Annotated in this window: 17 protein-coding genes; 6 read left to right on the top strand and 11 right to left on the bottom strand. The window is 69.1% G+C overall.

Annotated elements, in window-relative coordinates:
• The first annotated feature begins 94 nt into the window (after window positions 1–94).
• On the top strand, window positions 95–3,466 hold the full coding sequence (carB, locus tag G5B31_RS06690; RefSeq protein ID WP_165015051.1) for a carbamoyl-phosphate synthase large subunit: 3,372 nt from the start codon (window positions 95–97) through the stop codon (window positions 3,464–3,466).
• 106 nt (window positions 3,467–3,572) lie between these two features.
• Here carB and G5B31_RS06685 read toward each other — a convergent pair whose 3' ends face one another.
• Window positions 3,573–3,791, bottom strand: coding sequence for a toxin-antitoxin system HicB family antitoxin (locus G5B31_RS06685; RefSeq protein ID WP_165015048.1), 219 nt, complete (start codon window positions 3,789–3,791; stop codon window positions 3,573–3,575).
• Between the two features lie 227 nt (window positions 3,792–4,018).
• Between G5B31_RS06685 and G5B31_RS06680 the strand changes: the two genes are divergently transcribed.
• Window positions 4,019–5,371 (top strand): DEAD/DEAH box helicase, encoded by a 1,353-nt coding sequence (locus G5B31_RS06680; protein ID WP_165015045.1) that lies wholly within the window; start codon window positions 4,019–4,021, stop codon window positions 5,369–5,371.
• Window positions 5,372–5,529: 158 nt separating this feature from the next.
• On the opposite strand, the gene G5B31_RS06675 is transcribed toward G5B31_RS06680, so the two are convergent.
• Window positions 5,530–5,982 carry a hypothetical protein gene (locus G5B31_RS06675; RefSeq protein ID WP_165015042.1) on the bottom strand — a complete coding sequence of 151 codons (453 nt, stop codon included), beginning with the start codon at window positions 5,980–5,982 and terminating at the stop codon, window positions 5,530–5,532.
• Window positions 5,983–6,382: 400 nt separating this feature from the next.
• Here G5B31_RS06675 and G5B31_RS06670 point away from each other — a divergent pair, with 400 nt between their 5' ends.
• Window positions 6,383–6,961, top strand: coding sequence for a thymidine kinase (locus tag G5B31_RS06670; protein ID WP_165015039.1), 579 nt, complete (start codon window positions 6,383–6,385; stop codon window positions 6,959–6,961).
• A 286-nt stretch (window positions 6,962–7,247) separates the two neighbouring features.
• Here G5B31_RS06670 and G5B31_RS06665 read toward each other — a convergent pair whose 3' ends face one another.
• On the bottom strand, window positions 7,248–8,198 hold the full coding sequence (locus G5B31_RS06665; RefSeq protein ID WP_165015036.1) for a DMT family transporter: 951 nt from the start codon (window positions 8,196–8,198) through the stop codon (window positions 7,248–7,250).
• A gap of 166 nt (window positions 8,199–8,364) precedes the next feature.
• Here G5B31_RS06665 and G5B31_RS06660 point away from each other — a divergent pair, with 166 nt between their 5' ends.
• A complete protein-coding gene (locus G5B31_RS06660) occupies window positions 8,365–9,393 on the top strand; it encodes a hypothetical protein (protein ID WP_165015033.1) in 1,029 nt (342 codons plus the stop codon).
• A 90-nt stretch (window positions 9,394–9,483) separates the two neighbouring features.
• Here the strand turns inward: G5B31_RS06660 and G5B31_RS06655 are convergent, their stop codons facing one another.
• The 8 genes from G5B31_RS06655 to G5B31_RS06620 form a co-directional block, all read right to left on the bottom strand.
• On the bottom strand, window positions 9,484–10,809 hold the full coding sequence (locus G5B31_RS06655) for an SPOR domain-containing protein (RefSeq protein WP_165015030.1): 1,326 nt from the start codon (window positions 10,807–10,809) through the stop codon (window positions 9,484–9,486).
• Window positions 10,810–10,876: 67 nt separating this feature from the next.
• Window positions 10,877–11,509: a uracil phosphoribosyltransferase gene (gene upp, locus G5B31_RS06650; protein ID WP_165015027.1), complete on the bottom strand. Its 633-nt coding sequence runs from the start codon at window positions 11,507–11,509 to the stop codon at window positions 10,877–10,879.
• Window positions 11,510–12,487, bottom strand: coding sequence for an adenosine deaminase (locus G5B31_RS06645; RefSeq protein WP_165015024.1), 978 nt, complete (start codon window positions 12,485–12,487; stop codon window positions 11,510–11,512). It lies immediately after the preceding gene.
• A gap of 71 nt (window positions 12,488–12,558) precedes the next feature.
• On the bottom strand, window positions 12,559–13,755 hold the full coding sequence (locus G5B31_RS06640; RefSeq protein ID WP_165015021.1) for a phosphopentomutase: 1,197 nt from the start codon (window positions 13,753–13,755) through the stop codon (window positions 12,559–12,561).
• A gap of 1 nt (window position 13,756) precedes the next feature.
• Window positions 13,757–15,064, bottom strand: coding sequence for a thymidine phosphorylase (locus G5B31_RS06635; RefSeq protein WP_165016248.1), 1,308 nt, complete (start codon window positions 15,062–15,064; stop codon window positions 13,757–13,759).
• Between the two features lie 12 nt (window positions 15,065–15,076).
• Entirely contained in the window at window positions 15,077–15,469 is a 393-nt protein-coding gene (locus tag G5B31_RS06630; RefSeq protein ID WP_165015018.1) for a cytidine deaminase, read from the bottom strand.
• A gap of 134 nt (window positions 15,470–15,603) precedes the next feature.
• Window positions 15,604–16,680: a cupin domain-containing protein gene (locus G5B31_RS06625; protein ID WP_165015015.1), complete on the bottom strand. Its 1,077-nt coding sequence runs from the start codon at window positions 16,678–16,680 to the stop codon at window positions 15,604–15,606.
• Window positions 16,677–17,339 (bottom strand): GntR family transcriptional regulator, encoded by a 663-nt coding sequence (locus G5B31_RS06620; protein ID WP_165015012.1) that lies wholly within the window; start codon window positions 17,337–17,339, stop codon window positions 16,677–16,679. The genes G5B31_RS06625 and G5B31_RS06620 overlap by 4 nt, the downstream gene beginning before the upstream one ends.
• A gap of 285 nt (window positions 17,340–17,624) precedes the next feature.
• On the opposite strand from G5B31_RS06620, the gene G5B31_RS06615 reads away from it, so the two are divergent.
• Both G5B31_RS06615 and G5B31_RS06610 read left to right on the top strand, forming a co-directional pair.
• On the top strand, window positions 17,625–19,928 hold the full coding sequence (locus G5B31_RS06615; protein ID WP_165015009.1) for an NADP-dependent malic enzyme: 2,304 nt from the start codon (window positions 17,625–17,627) through the stop codon (window positions 19,926–19,928).
• 479 nt (window positions 19,929–20,407) lie between these two features.
• Entirely contained in the window at window positions 20,408–22,300 is a 1,893-nt protein-coding gene (locus tag G5B31_RS06610) for a propionyl-CoA synthetase (protein WP_165015006.1), read from the top strand.
• The last annotated feature ends 8 nt before the right edge of the window (window positions 22,301–22,308 follow it).

Here is a 22,308-nt window from a genome sequence, read left to right as displayed (position 1 = left end):
CGGAAAGCCCGCCCGTTTGCCCCTTGCGCCTCCGCCCCTTCGGTCTATAACCCCGCCAATTTGCCCGCCGCCCGCTTGCCCGATGGAGAATCCGATGCCGAAGAGAACCGACATCCAGTCGATCATGATCATCGGAGCCGGTCCCATCGTCATCGGCCAGGCCTGCGAGTTCGACTACTCCGGCGCCCAGGCCTGCAAGGCGCTGCGGGAAGAGGGCTACCGGGTGATCCTGGTCAACTCCAACCCCGCCACCATCATGACCGACCCGGGGCTGGCCGACGCCACCTATATCGAGCCGATCACCCCCGAGGTGGTGGCCAAGATCATCGAGAAGGAACGCCCCGACGCGCTGCTGCCCACCATGGGCGGGCAGACCGGCCTCAACACCGCGCTGGCGCTGGCCGACATGGGCGTGTTGGAAAAGTTCAACGTCGAGCTGATCGGCGCCAAGCGCGACGCCATCGAAATGGCAGAAGACCGCAAATTGTTCCGCGAGGCGATGGACCGGATCGGGCTGGAAAACCCCAAGGCCACCATCGTCGCCGCGCCGAAACTGCCCTCCGGCAAGTATGACATCGCCGCCGGCGTGGCGCAGGCAATGAAGGACCTCGAACACATCGGCCTGCCGGCGATCATCCGCCCCGCCTTCACCCTGGGCGGCACCGGCGGCGGCGTCGCCTACAACCGCGACGATTACGAGGCCATCGTGAAGTCCGGGCTGGAGGCTAGCCCCGTCGCGCAGGTGCTGGTCGACGAAAGCCTGCTCGGCTGGAAGGAATACGAGATGGAGGTCGTCCGCGACAAGGCGGACAACGCGATCATCGTCTGTTCCATCGAGAACGTCGATCCGATGGGCGTCCACACCGGCGATTCCATCACCGTCGCCCCGGCGCTGACGCTGACCGACAAGGAATACCAGATCATGCGCAACGGCAGCATCGCCGTGCTGCGCGAGATCGGGGTGGAGACCGGCGGCTCCAACGTGCAATGGGCGATCAACCCGGCCGACGGCCGCATGGTGGTGATCGAGATGAACCCGCGCGTCAGCCGCTCCTCGGCGCTGGCGTCCAAGGCCACCGGCTTCCCCATCGCCAAGATCGCCGCCAAGCTGGCGGTCGGCTATACGCTGGACGAGCTGGACAACGACATCACGAAAGTGACACCCGCCTCCTTCGAGCCTACCATAGATTATGTGGTGACGAAGATCCCGAGGTTCGCTTTTGAAAAGTTCCCGGGGTCCGAGCCCCATCTCACCACCGCGATGAAATCGGTCGGCGAGGCGATGGCCATCGGCCGCACCATCCATGAATCGCTGCAGAAGGCGCTGGCCTCGCTGGAGACCGGCCTGACCGGCTTCGACGAGATCGTGATCCCGGGCGTCCCCGGAACACCCGTCCCGGGCTTGACCCGGGACCCCGACCCGGAAACCCGCGCCGCCATCTCGAAGAAACTGAGCGAAGCCACGCCCGACCGGCTGCGGGTGATCGCCCAGGCCATGCGCCACGGGCTGAGCGACGACGAGATCCAGCAGGTCACCGCCTTCGACCCCTGGTTCCTCGCCCGCATCCGGGAAATCGTTGATACCGAAGAGAAAATCCGCAAGGAGGGCCTGCCCGTCACCGCCGAGGGCCTGCGGGCGCTGAAGATGATGGGCTTCACCGATGCCCGGCTGGCGAAGCTGACCGGCCGCGACGAGGCCCAGGTGCGGCGCGCCCGCAAGAACCTCGGCGTCACCGCGGTGTTCAAGCGCATCGACACCTGCGCCGCCGAATTCGAGGCGCAGACCCCCTACATGTATTCCACCTACGAGGCCCCGGCGATGGGGGACGTGGAATGCGAAAGCCGCCCCACCGCGGCGAAGAAGGTGGTCATCCTCGGCGGCGGCCCCAACCGCATCGGCCAGGGGATCGAGTTCGACTATTGCTGCTGCCATGCCTGCTTCGCGCTGACCGCGGCGGGTTACGAGACCATCATGGTCAACTGCAATCCGGAGACGGTCAGCACCGACTACGACACCTCCGACCGACTCTATTTCGAGCCGCTGACGCTGGAGCATGTGCTGGAAATCCTGCGGGTGGAGCAGGAGAACGGCACGCTCCACGGCGTCATCGTCCAGTTCGGCGGCCAGACACCGCTGAAACTCGCCAACGCCCTGCATGAGGAAGGCATCCCGATCCTCGGCACCACGCCCGACGCCATCGACCTCGCCGAAGACCGCGAACGCTTCCAGAAACTCCTCCACGACCTCGGCCTGAAGCAACCGCACAACGGCACCGCCCGCAGCCGCGACGAGGCCTTCGCGGTGGCCAAGGACGTCGGCTACCCGCTGGTGATCCGCCCGTCCTTCGTCCTCGGCGGCCGGGCGATGGAGATCGTCCGCTCGGACGAGCACCTCGAGCGCTACATCTCCACCGCCGTGCAGGTTTCCGGCGACAGCCCCGTGCTGCTGGACAGCTACCTCTCCGGCGCGGTCGAGGTGGATGTGGATGCGCTGTCGGACGGCAAGAACGTTCATGTCGCCGGGATCATGGAGCATATCGAGGAAGCCGGCGTCCATTCCGGCGATTCCGCCTGCTGCCTGCCGCCGCACCACCTGTCCGCCGAGACGGTGGAGGAACTGAAACGGCAGACCGTGCAGATGGCCCGGGCGCTGAACGTGGTCGGCCTGATGAACGTGCAATTCGCCATCAAGGAAGGGGTGATCTACGTCCTGGAGGTGAACCCGCGCGCGTCCCGCACCGTGCCCTTCGTGGCCAAGGCCACCGACAGCGCCATCGCCTCCATCGCCGCAAGGCTGATGGCGGGCGAGCCCCTATCCAACTTCCCGATGCGCGCGCCCTATCCCGAGGGCGTCGGCCCCGACACCGCCCTGCCGCTGGCCGACCCGCTGACTTTGGCCGACCCGCAGACGCCGTGGTTCTCGGTCAAGGAGGCCGTGCTGCCCTTCGCCCGCTTCCCCGGCGTCGACCCGCTGCTCGGCCCGGAGATGCGTTCGACCGGCGAGGTGATGGGCTGGGACCGCACCTTCCCGCTGGCCTTCCTCAAGGCGCAGATGGGCGCCGGCATGACCCTGCCGGAGACGGGCCGGGTGTTCCTGTCGGTCAAGGACAGCGACAAGACCGAGGACCTGGCCGCCGCCGCCCGCGACCTGGCCGCCATGGGCTTCGAGATCGTCTCGACCAAGGGCACCGCCGCCTGGCTGCAGGCGCAGGGGGTGAAGGCGACGCTGGTCGGCAAGGTCTACGAGGGCCGCCCGAACATCGTCGACCGGCTGAAGAACGGCGACATCGCGCTGGTGATGAACACCACCGAGGGCACCCAGTCGATCAGCGACTCCCGCGACATCCGCCGGGTGGCGCTGATGGACAAGATCCCCTACTTCACCACCGCCGCGGCATCGGTGGCCGCGGTGGCGGCAATGAAGGCACGGGGCGAGGGGTATGGGGTGAGGACGTTGCAGGGGTGAGGTAAGGCCCCCCGGCCTTGCCGGGGCGAAAACGCTCCGGTGGAGCGTTTTCAGTGCCGGACGGAACGAGGGAACGAGGGCCGGCCGCAACGCGAGGGCGATCCCCTCACTCCGGTCGGCTTTCCAGAAAGGCAATCGCGTGCTCGGGATCGCCGTTCTTGCCCCGCTCGGCAAAGAACTCCGCGGCCCCACTCGACCCGACCTTCTCGGCCAGAGCTTGCGCGATATATCGGCTCACCGGCACACCGTCCTTTGCCGCGAAATCCTCAGCGGCCCGCTTCAAGGACGGTGACAGCCGGAGAGTGATGCGGGCGCGGGGTTTCATGTCGTCACCCTACACCGCCTTTGCATTGCCGCAACCCGCCACGCATCCCCCGCTTGACATCCCTGCCCCCATCCCCCACATCCCGCCAGTCCGAAGCCCGTGCCGCGTGAGCATCCAGAAGGCCCGGACAAAGGTTCCCACCATCACGCAGGGGCGCCGACGGCGCGCACGGCTACCGGAATTCTCCGGGAGCGAGGGCGCACGTCCCTTTGATGAACGGAACGGACATGACCACTTTCGACGCCCTCGGCCTTTCGCCCAAGATCTTGAAAGCGCTGGAAAAGACCTCTCTCAAGACGCCGACGCCGATCCAGGCGCAGGCGATTCCCCACATCATGCAGGGCAAGGACCTGATGGGCCTGGCCCAGACCGGCACCGGCAAGACCGCGGCCTTCGGGCTGCCGCTCTTGCACCGCCTGCTGGACATCGGCCACCCGCCGGGGCCGAAGAACGTCCGCGCGCTGATCCTGGTGCCGACGCGGGAACTGGCCACCCAGATCAAGGACAACTTCCTGACCTTCACCCAAGGAACCGCCGTCAAGGTGGTGATGGTGGTCGGCGGCGCCTCGGTCAACAAGCAGGCGCAAAGCCTGGTCAAGGGCGCCGACGTGCTGGTCGCCACCCCGGGCCGGCTGATCGACCTGCTGGAGCGCGGCGATGTCTCCCTGGAGAAATGCGGCTATCTGGTGCTGGACGAGGCCGACCACATGCTGGACATGGGCTTCATCCACTCGCTGCGCCGGATCGCCAAGCATATCCCGCTGCGCCGCCAGACCCTGATGTTCAGCGCCACCATGCCGAAGGACATCACCGAGATCGCCGAGACCTACCTGCGCGACCCGGTGAAGGTGCAGGTCGCCCCGCCCGGCAAGCCGGCCGAGAAGGTGACGCAGGGCGTGCATTTCATCCCCAACGGCGACAAGGCGAAGCTGCTGGAGGACTACCTGAAGAAGCACCCGGACGAGCAGGCGCTGGTGTTCTGCCGCACCAAGCACGGCTCGGACAAGCTGGCCAAGGTGCTGGCACAATGGGGCTTCCGCGTCGGCGCCATCCACGGCAACCGCAGCCAGAACCAGCGCGACCGCATCCTGACCGAGTTCAAGGCCGGCCAGGTCAACGTGCTGGTGGCGACCGACGTGGCGGCGCGGGGGATCGACATCCCGACCGTGCGGCACGTCTACAACTACGACATGCCGAACGTGCCGGAGAACTACGTCCACCGCATCGGCCGCACGGCGCGGGCGGGGGCGGAAGGATCGTCGATCAGCTTTTGCGCGCCGGCCGAGATGGGGGAGTTGCAGGCGATCGAGAAGCTGCTGAAGAAGCCGCTGCCGGTGATCGGCGGCGCCCCTTGGGCGGCCGATGTGGTGGCGGCGGCGCCGCGGCCGGGCCAGAACCGCGGGCAAAGGCCGCAGGGCGGCGGGCGGCAGGGCCAGAAGCTGACGGCCAACCCGGCGAAGCCGAAGGCGCCGCGGCCGCAGGGAAAACCGCAAGGCGCCCGTCCGCAAGGCGCCCGCCCTCAGGGTCGGCCGCAAGGCGGCGCACAGACGCCGCGACGGAACCCGGGCCGGAGCGGCTGAGAGGCTGTCCGGGCAACCCCCGGGCTCCCTGCCCATTTTCTGTCTGGAAATATCCTGCGGAGAGTGCGACCAGGTTGCGCCATCGGTTCAAGCAACCAATGGTCGCGGGAGGGGTGCACCCCCCCCCCGGGGCCGGCCGCCGGGGACGCCGGTCGCCCCTAGCTGACCTCGTCCTCCAGGTTCAGCTTCATCTCCAAGAGCACCTGCTGGATCGCCAGCGTCTCGCGCAGCATCCGCTTGGCCTCGTTGACCGAGATCCGGCCGTCGCTGATCGCCGAGTTGTATTCGCTCATCAGCATCGCGAAGCGCTGCGCCAAGGCGACCACGTCCTGGTTCACCCCCTTCGAGGTGCCGTTGTGCTTCTCCGCGTCGTAGCTGAGGGTGATCCCCTTCAGGTCGGCCAGCGCCGAGGTCACATGCGGGAAGCGCGCCGCCGCCTCCAGCTGGGCGACCACGTCGATCGGCATGAAGCGGTCGAAATGCTCGTCGCTGTCCGAATAGTATCGGCCGAGGGTCGCCTTGGACTTGCCGGTCAGCTCGCAGGCCGCCTCGATGCCCACATCCTTCACAAGCGCTTCGCTGTGCTTCTTCAGATAACTGGCCGTCGACATGATCCGCTCCGGTGGAAGGCCCGCGCCGAGGCGGGGAAATCACTACAGCTTTTCCCATTAATGGCACGTCAAGGGATTGTCATTGATAAAGGTGTTCCGGGCGACCGGAACCGTAGCGAGTGGCCGGTGTCCCCAGCACCGGCATCGGGTGGGGGTCCGCCGGACATGCGTCCCGCAAGGACGGCGGCGAGGTCAACTCGAGGTGCGGCGGGCCCGTCTGACCCGCAACCGTCGGCTCTGCCGCCGGGGGCGAAGGACGGTTCCGAAGCGGCTCCCCCCGCCCCGTTTTCCAAAGGCGCATGTCGCCAATGCCACCACACGGAACGCGGAGCCCCACCCCCTCGCCGGGGCCCGTTCCGGCGGGCTTGCCAAGGCGGACGGGCGTGGATAGGCACCGGCCATGGCCAAGCTCTACTTCCATTACTCCACCATGAACGCGGGCAAGTCGACCTTGCTGCTGCAGGCTTCGCACAACTACCGCGAGGGCGGGATGGAGACCTTGCTGATCACCGCGCAGTTCGACAACCGCGCCGGCGAGGGGCGGATCGGCAGCCGGATCGGCATCGGCTGCCCGGCGGATACCTTCGCGCCCGGCGAGGACCTCTTCGCCAAGCTGGAGGCCCGGCTGGCGCAGGGGCCAGTGGCCTGCGTCTTCGTCGACGAGGCGCAGTTCCTGTCGAAGGAGCAGGTCTGGCAGCTGGCCCGGGCGGTGGACGACCTGAAGGTGCCGGTGATGTGCTACGGTCTGCGGGTGGATTTCCGCGGCGAGCTGTTCCCGGGCTCGGCGGCGCTGCTGGCCTGGGCCGACGAGATGCGCGAGGTGCGCACGATCTGCCATTGCGGCAAGAAGGCCACCATGGTGGTGCGCAAGGGGCCGGACGGCAGGGCGCTGAAGGATGGCGCGCAGGTGGTGATCGGCGGCAACGAGACCTACCAGAGCCTCTGCCGCCGGCACTGGCGCGAGGCGGTGGGGGCGTAGAGTCCACGGCTCGGCGGGCGGGAACAGGCGAGGCATTGCCTCGCCCCGCCCGTGCGCGACGCATCAACCGGAAACATGTCGGCGAGAAACCCCGAGAGGCCAGCGCCCGACCCGGCGGGCGAGAAGCGCCCGCCGGGGGCGGGGCGGGCGCTGGCCGGGCCTTTGAGGCCCGGCCGGGACAAGGGGAAACGTTCCACGGTGGCGAAGGCGATGGCCTTCGCCATGGAACCCGAGGCCACAAAAGCAGGCAGGTTTCACCTGCCACTCCGGATGACCCGAGCACACCCTACGCTTCCGCCCGCCCCTCCTCCCGCACAACCGCCTCCGCCCGCGCCCGCAGCGCGATCAGCGTCCCGGCGGCGGCGATCAGCGCCATGCCGGCCCAGGCGGTCAGCGACAGCGTGTCGCCCCAGATCGCCCAGGTCCAGAAGGCCGAGGCCGGCAGGATGACATATTCCAGCACGCTCACCCGCCCGGCATCGGCGATCTGATAGGCGCGGATCATCAGCCCGACCCCCAGCAGCGACCCCGCCGCCTGCACGAAGGTCCACCACAGGAAGACGCCCGAGGGCCAGACCGGCCCGCGCAGCAGGAAGCCGTCGGCTCCCTCCGGCACCGCCAGCGGCAGCAGCCAGAGGACAGCCATGCCGAGGCCACCGAGAACCCCGAGCGCGACGAAGAACCCGGCCAGCAGCGTCTCGGCGCTTTCGCCGGCGCACCATTGCCGGGTGGCGATGTTGCCCATCGCATACATCAGCCCCGCCGCCACCGGCAGCACCGCCGCCAGCGAGGCACCCGACAGCGCCGAGGGCCCCAGCACCAGGATCACCCCCAGGAAACCCAGGGCCACGGCGGTGATGCGGAACGGTCCGATGCGCTGGCCGTAGACCAGCCAGGAGATCAAGAGCACGAAGATCGGCGCGGTGAACAGGCCGGCGGCGACGATGGCGACCGGCAGGAAGGCCAGCGCGCCGAAATAGATCAGGATGCCCAGTCCATGGATCGCCGAGCGCGCCACCACCGCCGGCCAGGATTTCGGCCGCAGCCGCAGGCCGAAGACCGGCACCAGCGCCAAGAGCAGCACCATCGCCATCACCGTGCGCGAGAAATGGAACTGCCACAGCCCGGCCTCGCCGGCGATGACGGCGACGAAATTGTCGGTGAAGCCGATCACCGCGGCATAGACCAGGATCAGCCCGGCGGCGGCAAGGGTCCTGTCGGGCGTTGCTGTCGTCATCATCGCGTCCATTTCCTCCGGCGGATTGAAGCCCGGCGCCCCGCCCCCTGCCCGCCTGATTGCGACATCGGCGGCGGGGTTTCACCGGCCGGCGCGCGGCGGTTGTAGTGCCCGCCCCTGCCCTGTAAGGTCCTGCGCAGGCAAGGAACCCGGACAACCGCCCCCGATGACGGCGCTGAAGAAGTATGCAAGGCTGGAAAGCACCGGGCTCTGGCGCGACGAGGCGCAGGGCCAGCGGCGCGAGGTCATCGTGCGCATGGGCGAGGCCACGCTGATGATGACCGACCCGCGGTCCGAGCAGGTGCTCAGCCACTGGTCCCTGCCCGCGGTGATGCGACTGAACCCCGGCGCCCGCCCGGCGCTCTATGCCCCCGGCGAGGATGCGGCGGAAGAGCTGGAGATCGCCGACGACGAGATGATCGCGGCGCTGAAGGCGGTCCAGTCGGCGGTGCGGGCGGCGACGCCGCGGCCCGGCCGGCTGCGCGGCGGGCTGACCGCCGGGGTGACGCTGGCGATCCTGGCCGTCGCGGTCTGGGTGCTGCCGGGGGTGCTGGTCCGCCATACGGCCTCCGTCGTGCCGGCGGCGAAGCGGGCCGAGATCGGCCAGCGGGCGCTGGACGACATCACCCGGCTGACCGGCCAGCCCTGCGACGGCGCCATGGGCCTGCCGGCGCTGGCCCGGCTGTCGGAGCGCATCTTCGGCGCCGAGGACACGCCGATCCTCTACATCCTGCCCGAGGGGCTGTCGCATCCGGCCCACCTGCCCGGCGGGGTGATCCTGCTGCCGCGTCCGCTGGCCGAGACCGGCGAGGATGCGCAGGCGCTGGCCGGGGCGGCGCTGGCCGAGGGCGTGGCGGCCGAGGCGGCGGACCCGATGCTGGACATCCTGGACCATGCCGGGCTGGTCGGCACCTTCCGCCTGCTGACCACCGGCGAGCTGCCGCCCGAGGCGCTGGACGGCTATGGCGAGGCGTTCCTGCGCCGCGAGGCCGCCCTGCCCTCCGCGACGGCGCTGGCGGCGGCCTTCGAACAGGCGCAGATCCCGATGACGCCCTATGCCCGCGCGCTGGAGGGCATGGGCCTGTCCGCCCACGCACAGGCGCTGGAGGCGGCGGACCCGTTCAAGGGGCTGATCCCCGGCCCGCTGCTGTCGGACAGCGACTGGGTGGCGCTGCAATCGGTCTGCAGCGGCTGATACCGCAGAACCGATTTCTTCGAAGAAATCGAAACGGAGCCTTTGAAGGCTCCGCCCCGGAATTTTCAAAAATTCCGTCTTCCCAGAAGATTACTGCACGATCCGCGCGTCGCCGAAGCCCAGGCCGCGGGCCGCCGACAGCGCCTGCTTCGCCTCGGCCGCCGAGGCGAAGGGACCGGCATAGACCACGGTCAGTGCCCCGCCCTTCAGCTTGCCGCGCGCGACCGGCAGGCCCAGGCCCTTCAGCCGGCCCGCCACGCCCTCGGCATTGGAAGCCACGCCGAAGGTGCCGACCTGCACCAGGAACCGGCCCGACGCCGCGGGCTCGGCCGGCGTCTTGACCTTCGGCGCTGCTTCCGGCGCGACGGATTTGGTGGATTTCGACACCAGCACCTCGTCGCTGCCCTTGATCTGCACCACCTTCTTGCCGCCCTTGGACGACAGCACATAGCCGTCGTGCTGCGAGCTGCTGCCGTCGCGGTGGCGCACGATGATGGTCACCGGCTTGCGCTTGATCGTGCTGTCCTCGCGCAGTTCGGCCGGGGCGGTGCGGGTCCAGATCTCGTCCATGGCGAGGAAACCCTCGACGGTCTGCTTGCCGCGGTTCGGGTTCAGCCGGTCGTCGTCCCAGGCCAGCTTGTAGCCCGGAGGCGGCTCCACCTTGGGGTATTTCGCCGATTTGGTCGATTTCCTGGTGCCATAGCCATCGTCACCCGTGGCGTAGACGGTGCCGCCCGGCGCCTCGCCGGTCCGGCCGGCGCCATTGGCGGCGGTCCAGGCATCATAGCCGATGGCCTGGCCCGACAGGTCGCCCGCCACCAGCTTCGGGAAGGTGGCATGGTCCAGCGTGCCGTCGCCGCGGGTGCACAGCACCTTGGAGCCGCCGCCATGGACCTCGAACCGCTCGGCCACCGGGGTCTCGGCCGGGCAGGCCAGCCGGTAGCCGTCGCCGCCCTTGGGCGCGGCAACGACCACGCCGCCGGTCGCCGCGACTTCGGTCGCCGTCGCCGGGCGCGTCACCTTGGGCGCGGGCGTGGACACCACGGTCGGGGCCGGCGCGGGCGAGGGTTTCGCGGCGGTCTTCGGAGCGGTGGCCTTGGGGGCGGTCTTCACCTCCGGCGCGGCGGCGGTCTCGACCTTCGGCGCGGGCTTCGCCACCGGCTCGGGCGCCGCCACCTCGACCGGGCCGGAGGCGCCGTAGCCGCAAAGCTGCTTGCGGTCGCGCGTCACCCGCGGCACCCAGGTCACCTGGCCGCCATAGCCGGCGCGCAGGAAGACGCAGCCGCGGCTGTCGACGTATTGTTGCCCCTTGAAGGACGGTGGAGGCAGTTCCGCCGGGCTCGCCAGATCGGCAAGGGCAGGCGCAGCACCACAAACGGCAGCCAGAACGGCCGCGGACAGGACTTTTCCGAACATGACTACCCCCAAGTAGCTTGGGGAAGTATTGGAACAAGACTGTTTCCGAGTAAAGGGGAAACCCCCTTTATTTCGTGCCGAACATGCGGTCACCCGCATCCCCTAGTCCCGGAACGATGTATCCGTGGTCGTTCAGGTGGCTGTCCACCGCCGCGGTGACGATGGGCACGTCGGGGTGCGCCTCCTTCATCCGGGCGATGCCCTCGGGCGCGGCCAAGAGGCAGAGGAAGCGGATTTCCTTCGCCCCGGATTGTTTCAGAAGCGAGACCGCCGCGGCGCTGGAATTTCCGGTGGCCAGCATCGGATCGACCACGATGGCCAGCCGGTCCTCCATCTGCTCGGGCAGCTTGCAGTAGTATTGCACCGGCTGCAGCGTCTCGGGGTCGCGGTAGAGGCCGACGAAGCCGACGCGCGCCGCCGGGATCAGCTCCAGGATGCCGTCCAGCAGTCCGTTGCCCGCCCGCAGGATCGAGATCAGCGCCAGCTTCTTGCCGTCGATGGTGGGGGCGTCCATTTCCTCCAGCGGCGTCTCGATCCGCTTGGTGGTCATCGGCAGCTCGCGGGTGACCTCATAGGCCAGCAGCAGGGAAATCTCCCGCAGCAGCTTGCGGAAGCTGGCGGTGGAGGTGTCCTTCTCCCGCATCAGCGTCAGCTTGTGCTGGACCAGCGGGTGCGAAACGACGGTCAGGTGGTCCAGCATTCAGCCCTCCAGCAGCTTGGCGATCCTCGCCTTCGTATCGGCGTCGCAGAAGGCCGCGTCAAGCGACTGGCGGGCGATGCGCCGGAATTGCCCCTCGTCCCAGTCGAAGGCGCGGTGCAGTTCCTCGTATTCCCGGGTCATGGTGGTGTGGAAGAACGGCGGGTCGTCGGTGGAGATGGTCACCTTCACGCCCCGACGGTCCAGGTCATGGATCGGATGCGCCCGGAAGGAGGGGTAGAGGCCGAGCGCCACGTTCGACCCCGGGCAGACCTCCAGCACCGTGCCGCGCTCGGCCAGGTCGTCCACCAGCGCCAGGTCCTCGATAGCGCGGACGCCATGGCCGAGGCGCTCGGGGTCCAGCACCCGCAGGGTGTCGCGAATGGTCTCCGGCCCGCCCCATTCGCCGGAATGGGCGGTGATCCGCAGCCCGGCCTCGCGGGCGCAGTCGAAGGCCCAGAGGAAATCCTTCGGGGCCAGCATCTTCTCGTCCCCGGCGATGCCGAAGCCGGTCAGCCAGTCGCCTGCGGTTTCCGCCGCGCAAAGCGCGGTCTCGCGCGCCTTCTCGGGGCCGAAATGGCGGATGCAGGTGACGATGCCGCGCAGGGTGATGCCCATGACCCGCTCGGCCTCCGCCGCCGCCTCGCTTATGGCGTGCAGGTATTCCCGCCAGGCCCCGACATCTCGGCCGCCGCAGAAATCGGGGCTGAGGAAGGTCTCGCCATAGACCACGCCATGGGCGGCGCTTTCTTCCAGCACGGCAAGGGTCAGGCGGCGGTAGTCCTCGGGCGAGTGCAGCACCGAGGTCGCCGCCTCGTAGACCTTGAGGAAATCCGGGAAATCGCGGTAGCGGTAATGGCCCCGTTCATCGAAGATGCCCGACAGGTCCACCTTCTTCTCCGCCGCCAGCCCGCGGATGAAGCCGGGCGGCGCGGCGCCTTCCAGATGCAGATGCAGCTCGACCTTCGGCAGTTCACGCAAGGAACACTCCTGATTTCATCTGTCCATAAATATCCCGGGGGTCCGGGGGCTGGCCCCCGGTCCGCCGTCGGTCACAGGAACGACCGCCCCGGCCCCTGCGCCGCCACCTCCAGATGCGCGGCGACCGAGGCCCCGACATCGACGAAGCCGCGCACCCCCACCGCCTTCGCCCCGACACCCCGGCCCACTACCGGCACCCGCTCGCGGGTATGATCCGTCCCGCTCCAGGTCGGGTCGTTGCCGTGGTCGGCGGTGAAGAGCGCCAGATCGCCGGGGCGGAGCGTGGCCAAGAACCGCGGCACGGCGGCGTCGAACCATTCCAGCGCGCGGGCGTAGCCCGCCACGTCGCGGGGATGGCCGTAGAGAGTGTCGAATTCGACGAAGTTGGCAAAGGTCAAGGAACCCTCCTCCGCCTCGGCCCCCAGCCGCATAAGATGTTCGAAAAGGTCGGCGTCGGACTTGCCCTTCCACAGCTTGCCCACCCCGCGCATCGAGAAGATGTCGCCGATCTTGCCGATGCCATGGGTCGCCCGCCCGGCCCCCGCCACCCAGTCCAGCAGCGTCGGCGCAGGCGGGGCGATGGCGAAGTCGCGGCGGTTGGCGGTGCGCTTGAAATTGCCCGGGCCGCCGATGAAGGGGCGGGCGATAACCCGGCCCACCTTCATCGCGTGCAGCCAGGGCGCAAGGTCGGCGCAGAGCTTCAGCAGCCGCTCCAGCCCGAAGGCCTCTTCATGCGCGGCGATCTGGAACACGGAATCGGCCGAGGTGTAGCAGATCGGCCAGCCGGTCCGCAGGTGCTCGGCGCAATGCTCCTCGATGATCGGCACGCCGGAGGCATGGCAATTGCCGAGGATGCCCTCGGTCCCGGCCAGCCGGCAGACCTCGGCCACCAGATCGGGCGGGAAGGCGGGCACGGTGTCGGGGAAATAGGTCCAGTCCCAGGGCACCGGCACGCCCGCCAGTTCCCAGTGGCCGGAAGGCGTGTCCTTGCCGCGCGACACTTCCTGCACCGTGCCCCAGAGGCCCGAGGGCACGGCGGAAAACCCCTCCATCGCCGCGCCGGAGGCCAGCCGCACCGCCTCCCCCAGCCCCAGCGCATCCAGATGGGGCATCCGCAGCGGCCCGGAGCGGCCCTGTTCCGCCCGGCCCGCGGCGCATTCGGCGGCGATATGGCCCAGAGTGCAGGCCCCTTCGTCGCCGAAACTTGCGGCATCCGGCGCGCCGCCGGCGCCGACGGAATCCATCACGATCAGGAAGGCGCGCGCCATCTCAGGCAATCCTCTTCAACACCAGGTCGGGTTCCTCCGGCGCCGCGGCGCCGATGCGATAGGCCGCCTGCACCGCCTGCACCGCGGCCCTTGCCGCCTCCTCGCTGGCGGCATGGACCATGGCCAGCGGCACGCCCTCGCCCGCCTCCTCGCCCAGGCCCGCCAGATCGGACAGGCCGACCGAGGGGTTCACCCGGTCGCCCTCGCGCAGCCGGCCGCCGCCGAGATGGACCACGGCATGGCCGAGCGCCTCGCCATCGATGGCGGTGACGAAGCCGTCCGCCAGCGCCGGCACCTCCATCATCACCGGGGCGGAGGGCAGGCGGTCGGGCCAGCGGTCGACGAAATCCGCCGGCCCGCCCTGCGCCGCCACCATCTCGCCGAAGCGCTCCGCCGCCGCGCCGGATTCCAGCGCCTGCACGATCCGCCCCTCGCCATCGGCCGCATCCGCCGCCAGCCCCGCCAGCGCCAGCACCTCGCCCCCCAGGGCGGCGGTCAGGTCCCAGAGCGCGGTGTTGACCGAAGTGCCGGTCAGCGTCTCCATCACCTCGATCACCTCCAGCGCATTGCCCGCCGCGGTGGCCAGCGGCTGGGTCATGTCGGTGATCAGGGCCGAGGTCATGCAGCCCGCCCCCTGCGCGGTGGCGACCAGCGCCCGGGCCAGTTCCTCGGCCCGCTCGGGCGTCTTCATGAAGGCGCCGGAGCCGTATTTCACGTCCAGCACCAGTGCCTCCAGCCCCGCCGCCAGCTTCTTCGACAGGATGGACGCCGTGATCAGGTCCACGCTTTCCACCGTGCCGGTGACATCGCGGATGGCATAGAGCCGCTTGTCGGCGGGGGCGAGGTCGGCGCTGGCCGCCACGATGGCGCAGCCGAGGTCGCGGACCTGCACCCGCATCGCCGCCTCATCCAGCCCGGTGCGGAAGCCGGGGATCGCCTCCAGCTTGTCCAGCGTGCCGCCGGTATGGCCCAATCCGCGGCCCGAGATCATCGGCACATAGGCGCCGCAGACCGCCAGCGCCGGGGCGAGAAGCAGCGAGATGCAATCGCCGATGCCGCCGGTGGAATGCTTGTCCACCACCGGGCCGGGCAGGTCCCAGGCCAGCACCCGTCCGCTGTCGCGCATCGCCCGGGTCAGGGCGACGCGGCCCTCCTCGCCCAGGCCTTTCAGCAGCACCGCCATGGCGAAGGCCCCGGCCTGCGCATCCGTCACCTGGCCGGAGGCGATGCCCGCGGCGAACCAGGCGATTTCGTCCGGCGCGGGCTGCCCGCCGTCGCGGATGGCGGCGATGATCCTGCGCGCGTCCATGAGCGCGGCCATTCAGGCGCGGTCCATATGGGCGGCCGAGAAGACGCCGGGCAGCAGTTCGGCCACGGTCAGGGTCCGGGTCTTGCCTTCGGTGGTGGCGAGGGTGACCTTCACGTCCCCATCGGCGAATTCGGCGATCTTCTGGCGGCAGCCGCCGCAGCAGGGCACGGGTTCGGGGCTGTCGGCGATGACGGCGATCTCCTCGATCACGGTGTCGCCACCCGCCACCATGGCGGCGATGGCGCCCGCCTCGGCGCAGGTGCCCTCGGGGTAGGCGACATTCTCGACATTGCAGCCGAGGTAGACCGTCCCGCTGGCGGCACGGATCGCCGCGCCGACCTTGAAGCGGGAATAGGGCGCCCAGGCATGTTCCCGGACCTCCGCCGCCGCCTTGACCAGATCCATGCGCGCCTCCTGCCGATCCTTTGGGCAAGAATGGCCCCGCAAGGGACGCAGCGCAAGCCAGCCGCTCATCCGGCGCCTTCGGCCCGTCTTCGCAGGGACGGCGCGAGGAGAAGCCGAAGGCGCAGGACGAGCGGTCAGAGAACCTCGGTCTCCGGGTTGCCGGGCAGCGAGACCTCCAGCAGTTCCACGTCCGCCGAGGGTTCGGAATAGCGCGTCGCCATGCCCGGCGGGATGACGAAGGCGTCGCCGGGTTCCAGCCGGAACGGGTCTTTCCCCTCGCCCTCCAGCACCATGCCGCCCTTCATCACGAAGGTGAAGAGGATGTCGCCGTGGTGCTTCGTCCACGGCGCACCGCCGCCCGCCGGCCGCGCCACCATGACCGAGGCCACGCCCTTCGTCGCCGCATGGATGGTGGTGTCGCGCGCCTCGAAGCCGGGGATGCGGAAGGGGGCGAAGACGCCGTCGCGGCCGATGTTGTGGACGAACCTCTGCCCGTCCCATTCCCTATCCGGCCGGTAGTGCGGGGTCGGCAGCTTCATCTCGTGGTCGATCTCGGTCACATGCTCGGCCGGGACGCCGATCTCCACGACCTGCACGCCTTCGGAATGCAGCACCTTGTGGCGGATGCCGGGCGGCTGGATGAAGCAGTCGCCGGCATGGATGCGGCGGACATCGCCCTGATCCTCGTAAAGCACGTCGACCCAGCCGGCGACGCAGAAGATCAGCTGGAAGCCGACCTTGTGGTAATGCACCATGTCCGGCACCGGGCCGTCCGGCACCCGGATGTGGCTGGCGATCATCGCGCCGCCCAGCCGGGTGGGGATCAGGTCGCGGTATTCCATCCCGGCCCGGCCGATCACCCAGGGCGCCTGGTCAGCCAGGCGGCGGACGACGAAGGCGTGTTCGGTGGCGGGGGTGATCACCGGCGGGTTCAGCTCGTCGATTTCCACCCTTGTGCCGTTCGGGGCAGTCAGGCTGCGGGCACCGCCGGCGAAGCCCGGGTCGTCGGTCAGGATGCGGATGGTGCCGGGCGCCTCGGCCGCGCCCTTCTCGATCCTGAGCCGCAGCCCATGGCCCGACAGCACCGCGATCTGCGGGTCGTCGGCGGGGTAGATCATGTCCAGCCGGAACCCCAGCTGCTTCATGTAGAACGGCAGGTCGGCACGCAGTTCCTGCGTCGGCAGGCGGATTTCGGCTCTGGTCTCGGTCATCTTGCTCTCCGGGTGGGAACGGGTTCGGCGGCAAAGCCGGCATGGGCGGCCTCGGCATCGTGGACGAAGCGCTGCATCCGGTCGGCGGCGGCCAGCGCGTCGCCCTTCTCGAAGGCGGCCAGCAGCACGGCGAGACCGCGGGCGATGGTGGCGCGGGCGGCGGCATCCGCCATGGTGGCGAAGCGCACCTGCTGCACCTGCGCCGAATAGCGCTGGATCGCGCCGCGCAGCTCGGCATTCGGCACGGCGGCCAGCCAGGCGTTGCGGAAGCTCTCGGCGGCGCGGTGGAAGGCGGCGACATCGCCCCGGCCCTGCGCCGCGGCCAGCGCCTCCAGCGCCGCCCGCATCTCCTGCAAGCGTTGCGGGTCGCGGGCCTGCGCGGCCAGGGCGGCGGCATGGGGTTCCAGCAGCTTGCGCAGGGTGAAGACCTCGGCCACCCGCTGCGGCGACAGCGAGGGCAGCGCGAAGCCGCGGCTGGTGCTGTCGAGATAACCCTCGTGCGTCAGCTGCAGCAGCGCCTCGCGCACCGGCATCCGCGACACGCCCATGCCGGCAGCGAGGACGTGATCGACCAGCCGGTCCTCCGGCCCGATCTCGCCGGCCAGCAGCCGGGCGCGGATTTCGTCATGGATGCGCTGGCGGTGGCTGCTGCGGGACATGGGGTGCGGGAGAGGAAGGAAACGCCATATCTAAAAGTATACTTTTATAGATCATGTCAACGAGTATTTCGGACATATTTCCGCATTATCAGCATACACCCGCGATAAACTCAAAAAATCAGAATACTTCATGTTTCGCCATACCCCCTTGGCCTGCGGCAGCGCCCATGGTCAGATCGTCCCGGCCGGCGGATTTGCAACCAGCGGCGAAAGCTGTTGCGCGCGCAGGCGGCTTGGCCGGTGATGCGAAATGGTTTAGCGGTGAACCATCTCAGGGAGGATGGCATGGCGGAAGAGCGGCAGGACGGGCGCCCGGACGATGCGAAGCAGACGGCGCGCAAGGCGGCGCTGGATTACCACGAATTCCCCAAGCCCGGGAAACTGGAGATCCGCGCCACCAAGCCCTTGGCCAACGGCCGCGACCTCGCCCGCGCCTACAGCCCCGGCGTGGCCGAGGCCTGCCTTGAAATCAAGGCTGATCCCGCCACCGCCAGCCGCTACACCAGCCGCGGCAACCTCGTCGCCGTGGTCACGAATGGCACCGCGGTCCTCGGCCTCGGCAACATCGGCGCGCTGGCCTCGAAGCCGGTGATGGAGGGCAAGGCGGTCCTGTTCAAGAAATTCGCCAACATCGACTGCTTCGACATCGAGCTGAACGAATCCGACCCGGTGAAGCTGGCCGAGATCGTCTGCGCGCTGGAGCCGACCTTCGGCGCCATCAACCTGGAAGACATCAAGGCGCCGGATTGTTTCATCGTTGAACAATTGTGCCGCGAGAAGATGAACATCCCGGTCTTCCACGACGACCAGCACGGCACCGCCATCGTCGTCGGCGCGGCGGCGACCAATGCGCTGCATGTCGCCGGCAAGCGCTTCGACAGCATCAAGGTGGTCTCCACCGGCGGCGGCGCGGCCGGCATCGCCTGCCTGGAGATGCTGGTGAAGCTGGGGGTGAAGCGCGAGAACGTCTGGCTCTGCGACCTCGACGGGCTGGTCTACAACGGCCGCACCAGCCAGATGACGCCGCAGAAGGAGGCTTTCGCCCAAGGGTCGGCCCCCGCCACGCTGGACGATGTGATCGGCGGGGCGGACCTGTTCCTGGGCCTCTCCGGCCCCGGGGTGCTGACGCCCGCGATGGTGGCGAAGATGGCGAAGGACCCGATCGTCTTCGCGCTGGCCAACCCCACCCCGGAAATCCTGCCCGACGAGGTGCGCAGCATCGCCCCCGGCGCGATCATCGCCACCGGCCGCAGCGATTTCCCCAACCAGGTCAACAACGTCCTCTGCTTCCCCTTCATCTTCCGCGGCGCGCTGGACGTGGGGGCGACCACCATCAACAAGGAGATGGAACTGGCCTGCATCGAGGGCATCGCCGCGCTGGCCCGCGCCACCACCAGCGCCGAGGCCGCCGCCGCCTACCGCGGCGAAAGGCTCACCTTCGGCCCCGACTACCTGATCCCGAAGCCCTTCGACCCGCGGCTGATCGGCGTGGTCGCCAGCGCCGTCGCCCGCGCGGCGATGGAGACCGGCGTCGCCACCCGCCCCATCGCCGACCTGGATGCCTATCGCGCCAAGCTGGACGGATCGGTCTTCAAGTCCGCGCTGATCATGCGCCCGGTGTTCGAGGCCGCCCGCCAGGCCACCCGCCGCATCATCTTCGCCGAGGGCGAGGACGAGCGGGTGCTGCGCGCCGCCAATGCGATGCTGGAGGAGATGACCGACAAGCCGATCCTGATCGGCCGCCCCGAGGTCATCGCCATGCGGGCGGAACGCGCCGGCTTGCCGATCCGCCCCGACCGCGACTTCGAGATCGTGAACCCCGAAAGCGACCACCGCTACCGCGACTACTGGCAGACCTACCACCAGTTGATGGAACGCCGCGGCATCACCCCCGACGTGGCCCGCGCGGTGCTGCGCACCAACGCCACCGCCATCGGCGCCATCGCCGTGCACCGCGGCGATGCCGACAGCCTGATCTGCGGCACCTTCGGGCAATATCTCTGGCACCTGAACTACGTCCGCCAGGTGCTGGCGCGCGACGGGCTGCGGCCGCATGGCGCGCTGTCGCTGATGATCCAGGAGGATGGGCCGCTCTTCGTCGCCGACACCCATGTCAACGCGGTGCCGACGCCCGAGCAGATCGCCGAGACCGTCTGCGGCGCGGTCCGCCATGTCCGCCGCTTCGGCGTGACGCCCAAGGTGGCCCTGTGCAGCCATTCCAACTTCGGCAACCTCGACAGCGATTCCGGCCGGCGGATGCGGGCGGCGCTGGAGCTGCTGGACGCGCGCGAGGCGAATTTCGACTACGAGGGCGAGATGAGCGCCGATGCCGCGCTGGACCCCGAGCTGCGGGCGCGGATCTTCCCCAACTCGCGGATGGAGGGCGCGGCCAACGTGCTGGTCTTCGCCTATACCGATGCCGCGAACACCGCGCGCAACATGCTGAAGATGAGGGCGGGCGGGCTGGAGGTCGGGCCGATCCTGATGGGCATGGGCAACCGCGCGCATATCGTGACCCCCTCGATCACCGCGCGGGGGCTGCTGAACATGTCCGCCATCGCCGGCACGCCGGTGGCGCATTACAGCTGAGAAAGCGAAACGCCCGGTCCGGGCGGGAGAAGGCGAGGCACTGCCTCGCCCCCGCCCGTGCACAACGCATCAACCGGAGACGGTGGCGGCACGAGACCCCGAGAGGCCAGCGCCCGACCCGGCGGGCGAGAAGCGCCCGCCGAGGGCGGGGCGGGCGCTGGCCGGGTGCTTTGGGCACCCGGCCGGACAAGGGGAAGCGTCGGGATGTGGCGAAGGCGATGGCCTTCGCCAGGGAGGCGCCAGAGGCCAGAGAGAATCACTCGGCGCGTCTTTTTGCAGCCGGCGGCAGCGACTTTGCAAAACCCGCTGCAAGTTGCGGTCGGCTTCTCAAGCACGCGGAGTTTGCAAATATTAGCAAGCATCGAGCCATAATTTCTGCAAATTTCCTGCGGCGCGGCGACGCTGTTCCCGGTAACAGCGTTGCGTCGCCGCCGCGACCTGCCGTAACAGGACCTCGGGCTGAGGAGGAGGATTGCGGCATGGGTTACGCCGATCTCTACGCGAAATGGCAGGCCGATCCCGAGGGATTCTGGCTGGACGCCGCCGGCGCCATCGACTGGACGGTGAAGCCGAAGACGGCGCTGAACGCCGCGCGCGCGCCGCTCTATGAATGGTTCACCGACGGCATGGCCAACACCTGCTGGAACGCGGTGGACCGCCATGTGCTGGCGGGCCGCGGCAACCAGCTGGCGATCATCCACGACAGCCCGGTGACGCATCTGAAAAAGGGCATCACCTACAAGGAACTGCAGGCGCGCGTCGCCTCCCTCGCCGGCGCGCTGAAGGCCAAGGGCGTGACCAAGGGCGACCGGGTGATCATCTACATGCCGATGATCCCCGAGGCGCTGGAGGCGATGCTGGCCTGCGCCCGCCTCGGCGCCATCCATTCGGTGGTCTTCGGCGGCTTCGCGGCCAACGAGCTGGCCGTCCGCATCGACGACTGCACGCCCAAGGCGATCATCGCCGCCTCCTGCGGGATCGAGCCGAACCGGATCGTCCATTACAAGCCGCTGCTCGACGCCGCCGTCGACATGGCCCGCCACAAGCCCGACTTCTGTGTGATCTTCCAGCGCGAGCAGGAAGTGGCCAAGCTGGTCGAAGGCCGCGACGTGGCCTGGCACACCTTCCAGTATGGCGTCGAGCCCGCCGATTGCGTGCCGGTTGAGGGCAACCACCCGGCCTATATCCTCTATACCTCCGGCACCACCGGCACGCCGAAGGGCGTGGTGCGCCCCACCGGCGGCCATATGGTCGCGCTGATGTGGACCATGCGCGCGGTCTACGACTGCGGCCCGGGCGACGTGTTCTGGGCGGCCTCGGACGTGGGCTGGGTCGTCGGCCACAGCTACATCTGCTATGGCCCGCTGCTGGCCGGCTGCACCACCGTGGTCTTCGAGGGCAAGCCGGTCGGCACCCCCGATGCCGGCACCTTCTGGCGGGTGGTTTCCGAGAACAAGGTCAAGGCGCTGTTCACCGCCCCCACCGCCCTGCGCGCCATCAAGCGCGAGGACCCGGAGGGCGAGTTCATCGGCGAATACAACATGAAGACCCTGAAGACGCTGTATCTGGCGGGCGAAAGGGCGGACCCCGACACCATCCTCTGGGCGCAGCGCCACCTGAAGGTGCCGGTGATCGACCACTGGTGGCAGACCGAGACCGGCTGGGCCATCGCGGCGAACCCGATGGGGATCGAGCCGCTGCCGGTGAAGATCGGCAGCCCCTCGGTGCCGATGCCGGGCTACGACGTGCAGGTGCTGGACGAGGGCGGCCATCCGGTGCCGCCGGGCACGCTGGGCGCCATCGCGGTGAAGCTGCCGCTGCCGCCCGGCACCCTGCCGACGCTGTGGAAGGCCGACGACCGCTTCCGCAAGTCCTACCTGGACCACTTCCCCGGCCATTACGAGACCGGCGATGCCGGCTACATGGACGAGGACGGCTATCTCTACATCATGGCGCGCACCGACGACGTGATCAACGTCGCCGGCCACCGGCTTTCGACCGGCGCGATGGAAGAGGTGCTGGCCGGCCACAAGGACGTGGCCGAATGCGCGGTGATCGGCGTGGCGGACGCCCTGAAGGGGCAGTCGCCGCTCGGCTTCCTCTGCCTCAACCGCGGGTCGAACCGCGAGCCCTCCGAGGTGGTGGCGGAATGCGTCCGGCTGATGCGCGAGAAGATCGGCCCGGTGGCGGATTTCAAGCGCGCGGTGGTGGTGAACCGGCTGCCGAAGACCCGCTCGGGCAAGATCCTGCGCGGCACCATGGTCAAGATCGCCGACGGGCAGGACTGGAAGATGCCCGCCACCATCGACGACCCCGCCATCCTGGACGAGATCACCCAGGCGCTGCGGACGCTGGGGCTGGCGAAGGCCTGAGGCTGGAC

The organism is Rhodobacter sp. SGA-6-6 (assembly GCF_011043545.1).
Classification (GTDB): domain Bacteria; phylum Pseudomonadota; class Alphaproteobacteria; order Rhodobacterales; family Rhodobacteraceae; genus Pseudogemmobacter.
Note: the sequence above shows the minus strand (reverse complement) of the source record. Positions and strands in the feature narration are given on the sequence as shown.

Bases quoted from the DNA above. Each gene is read 5' to 3' on its own strand.
- G5B31_RS06675 (WP_165015042.1), bottom strand. From the start codon at position 5,982: ATGTCGACGGCCAGTTATCTGAAGAAGCACAGCGAAGCGCTTGTGAAG.
- G5B31_RS06615 (WP_165015009.1), top strand. From the start codon at position 17,625: ATGGCGGAAGAGCGGCAGGACGGGCGCCCGGACGATGCGAAGCAGACG.
- upp (WP_165015027.1), bottom strand. From the start codon at position 11,509: ATGCTGGACCACCTGACCGTCGTTTCGCACCCGCTGGTCCAGCACAAG.
- G5B31_RS06635 (WP_165016248.1), bottom strand. From the start codon at position 15,064: ATGGACGCGCGCAGGATCATCGCCGCCATCCGCGACGGCGGGCAGCCC.
- G5B31_RS06625 (WP_165015015.1), bottom strand. From the start codon at position 16,680: ATGACCGAGACCAGAGCCGAAATCCGCCTGCCGACGCAGGAACTGCGT.
- G5B31_RS06685 (WP_165015048.1), bottom strand. From the start codon at position 3,791: ATGAAACCCCGCGCCCGCATCACTCTCCGGCTGTCACCGTCCTTGAAG.
- G5B31_RS06620 (WP_165015012.1), bottom strand. From the start codon at position 17,339: ATGTCCCGCAGCAGCCACCGCCAGCGCATCCATGACGAAATCCGCGCC.
- G5B31_RS06660 (WP_165015033.1), top strand. From the start codon at position 8,365: ATGACGGCGCTGAAGAAGTATGCAAGGCTGGAAAGCACCGGGCTCTGG.
- G5B31_RS06680 (WP_165015045.1), top strand. From the start codon at position 4,019: ATGACCACTTTCGACGCCCTCGGCCTTTCGCCCAAGATCTTGAAAGCG.
- G5B31_RS06610 (WP_165015006.1), top strand. From the start codon at position 20,408: ATGGGTTACGCCGATCTCTACGCGAAATGGCAGGCCGATCCCGAGGGA.
- G5B31_RS06655 (WP_165015030.1), bottom strand. From the start codon at position 10,809: ATGTTCGGAAAAGTCCTGTCCGCGGCCGTTCTGGCTGCCGTTTGTGGT.
- G5B31_RS06665 (WP_165015036.1), bottom strand. From the start codon at position 8,198: ATGACGACAGCAACGCCCGACAGGACCCTTGCCGCCGCCGGGCTGATC.
- G5B31_RS06670 (WP_165015039.1), top strand. From the start codon at position 6,383: ATGGCCAAGCTCTACTTCCATTACTCCACCATGAACGCGGGCAAGTCG.
- carB (WP_165015051.1), top strand. From the start codon at position 95: ATGCCGAAGAGAACCGACATCCAGTCGATCATGATCATCGGAGCCGGT.
- G5B31_RS06640 (WP_165015021.1), bottom strand. From the start codon at position 13,755: ATGGCGCGCGCCTTCCTGATCGTGATGGATTCCGTCGGCGCCGGCGGC.
- G5B31_RS06630 (WP_165015018.1), bottom strand. From the start codon at position 15,469: ATGGATCTGGTCAAGGCGGCGGCGGAGGTCCGGGAACATGCCTGGGCG.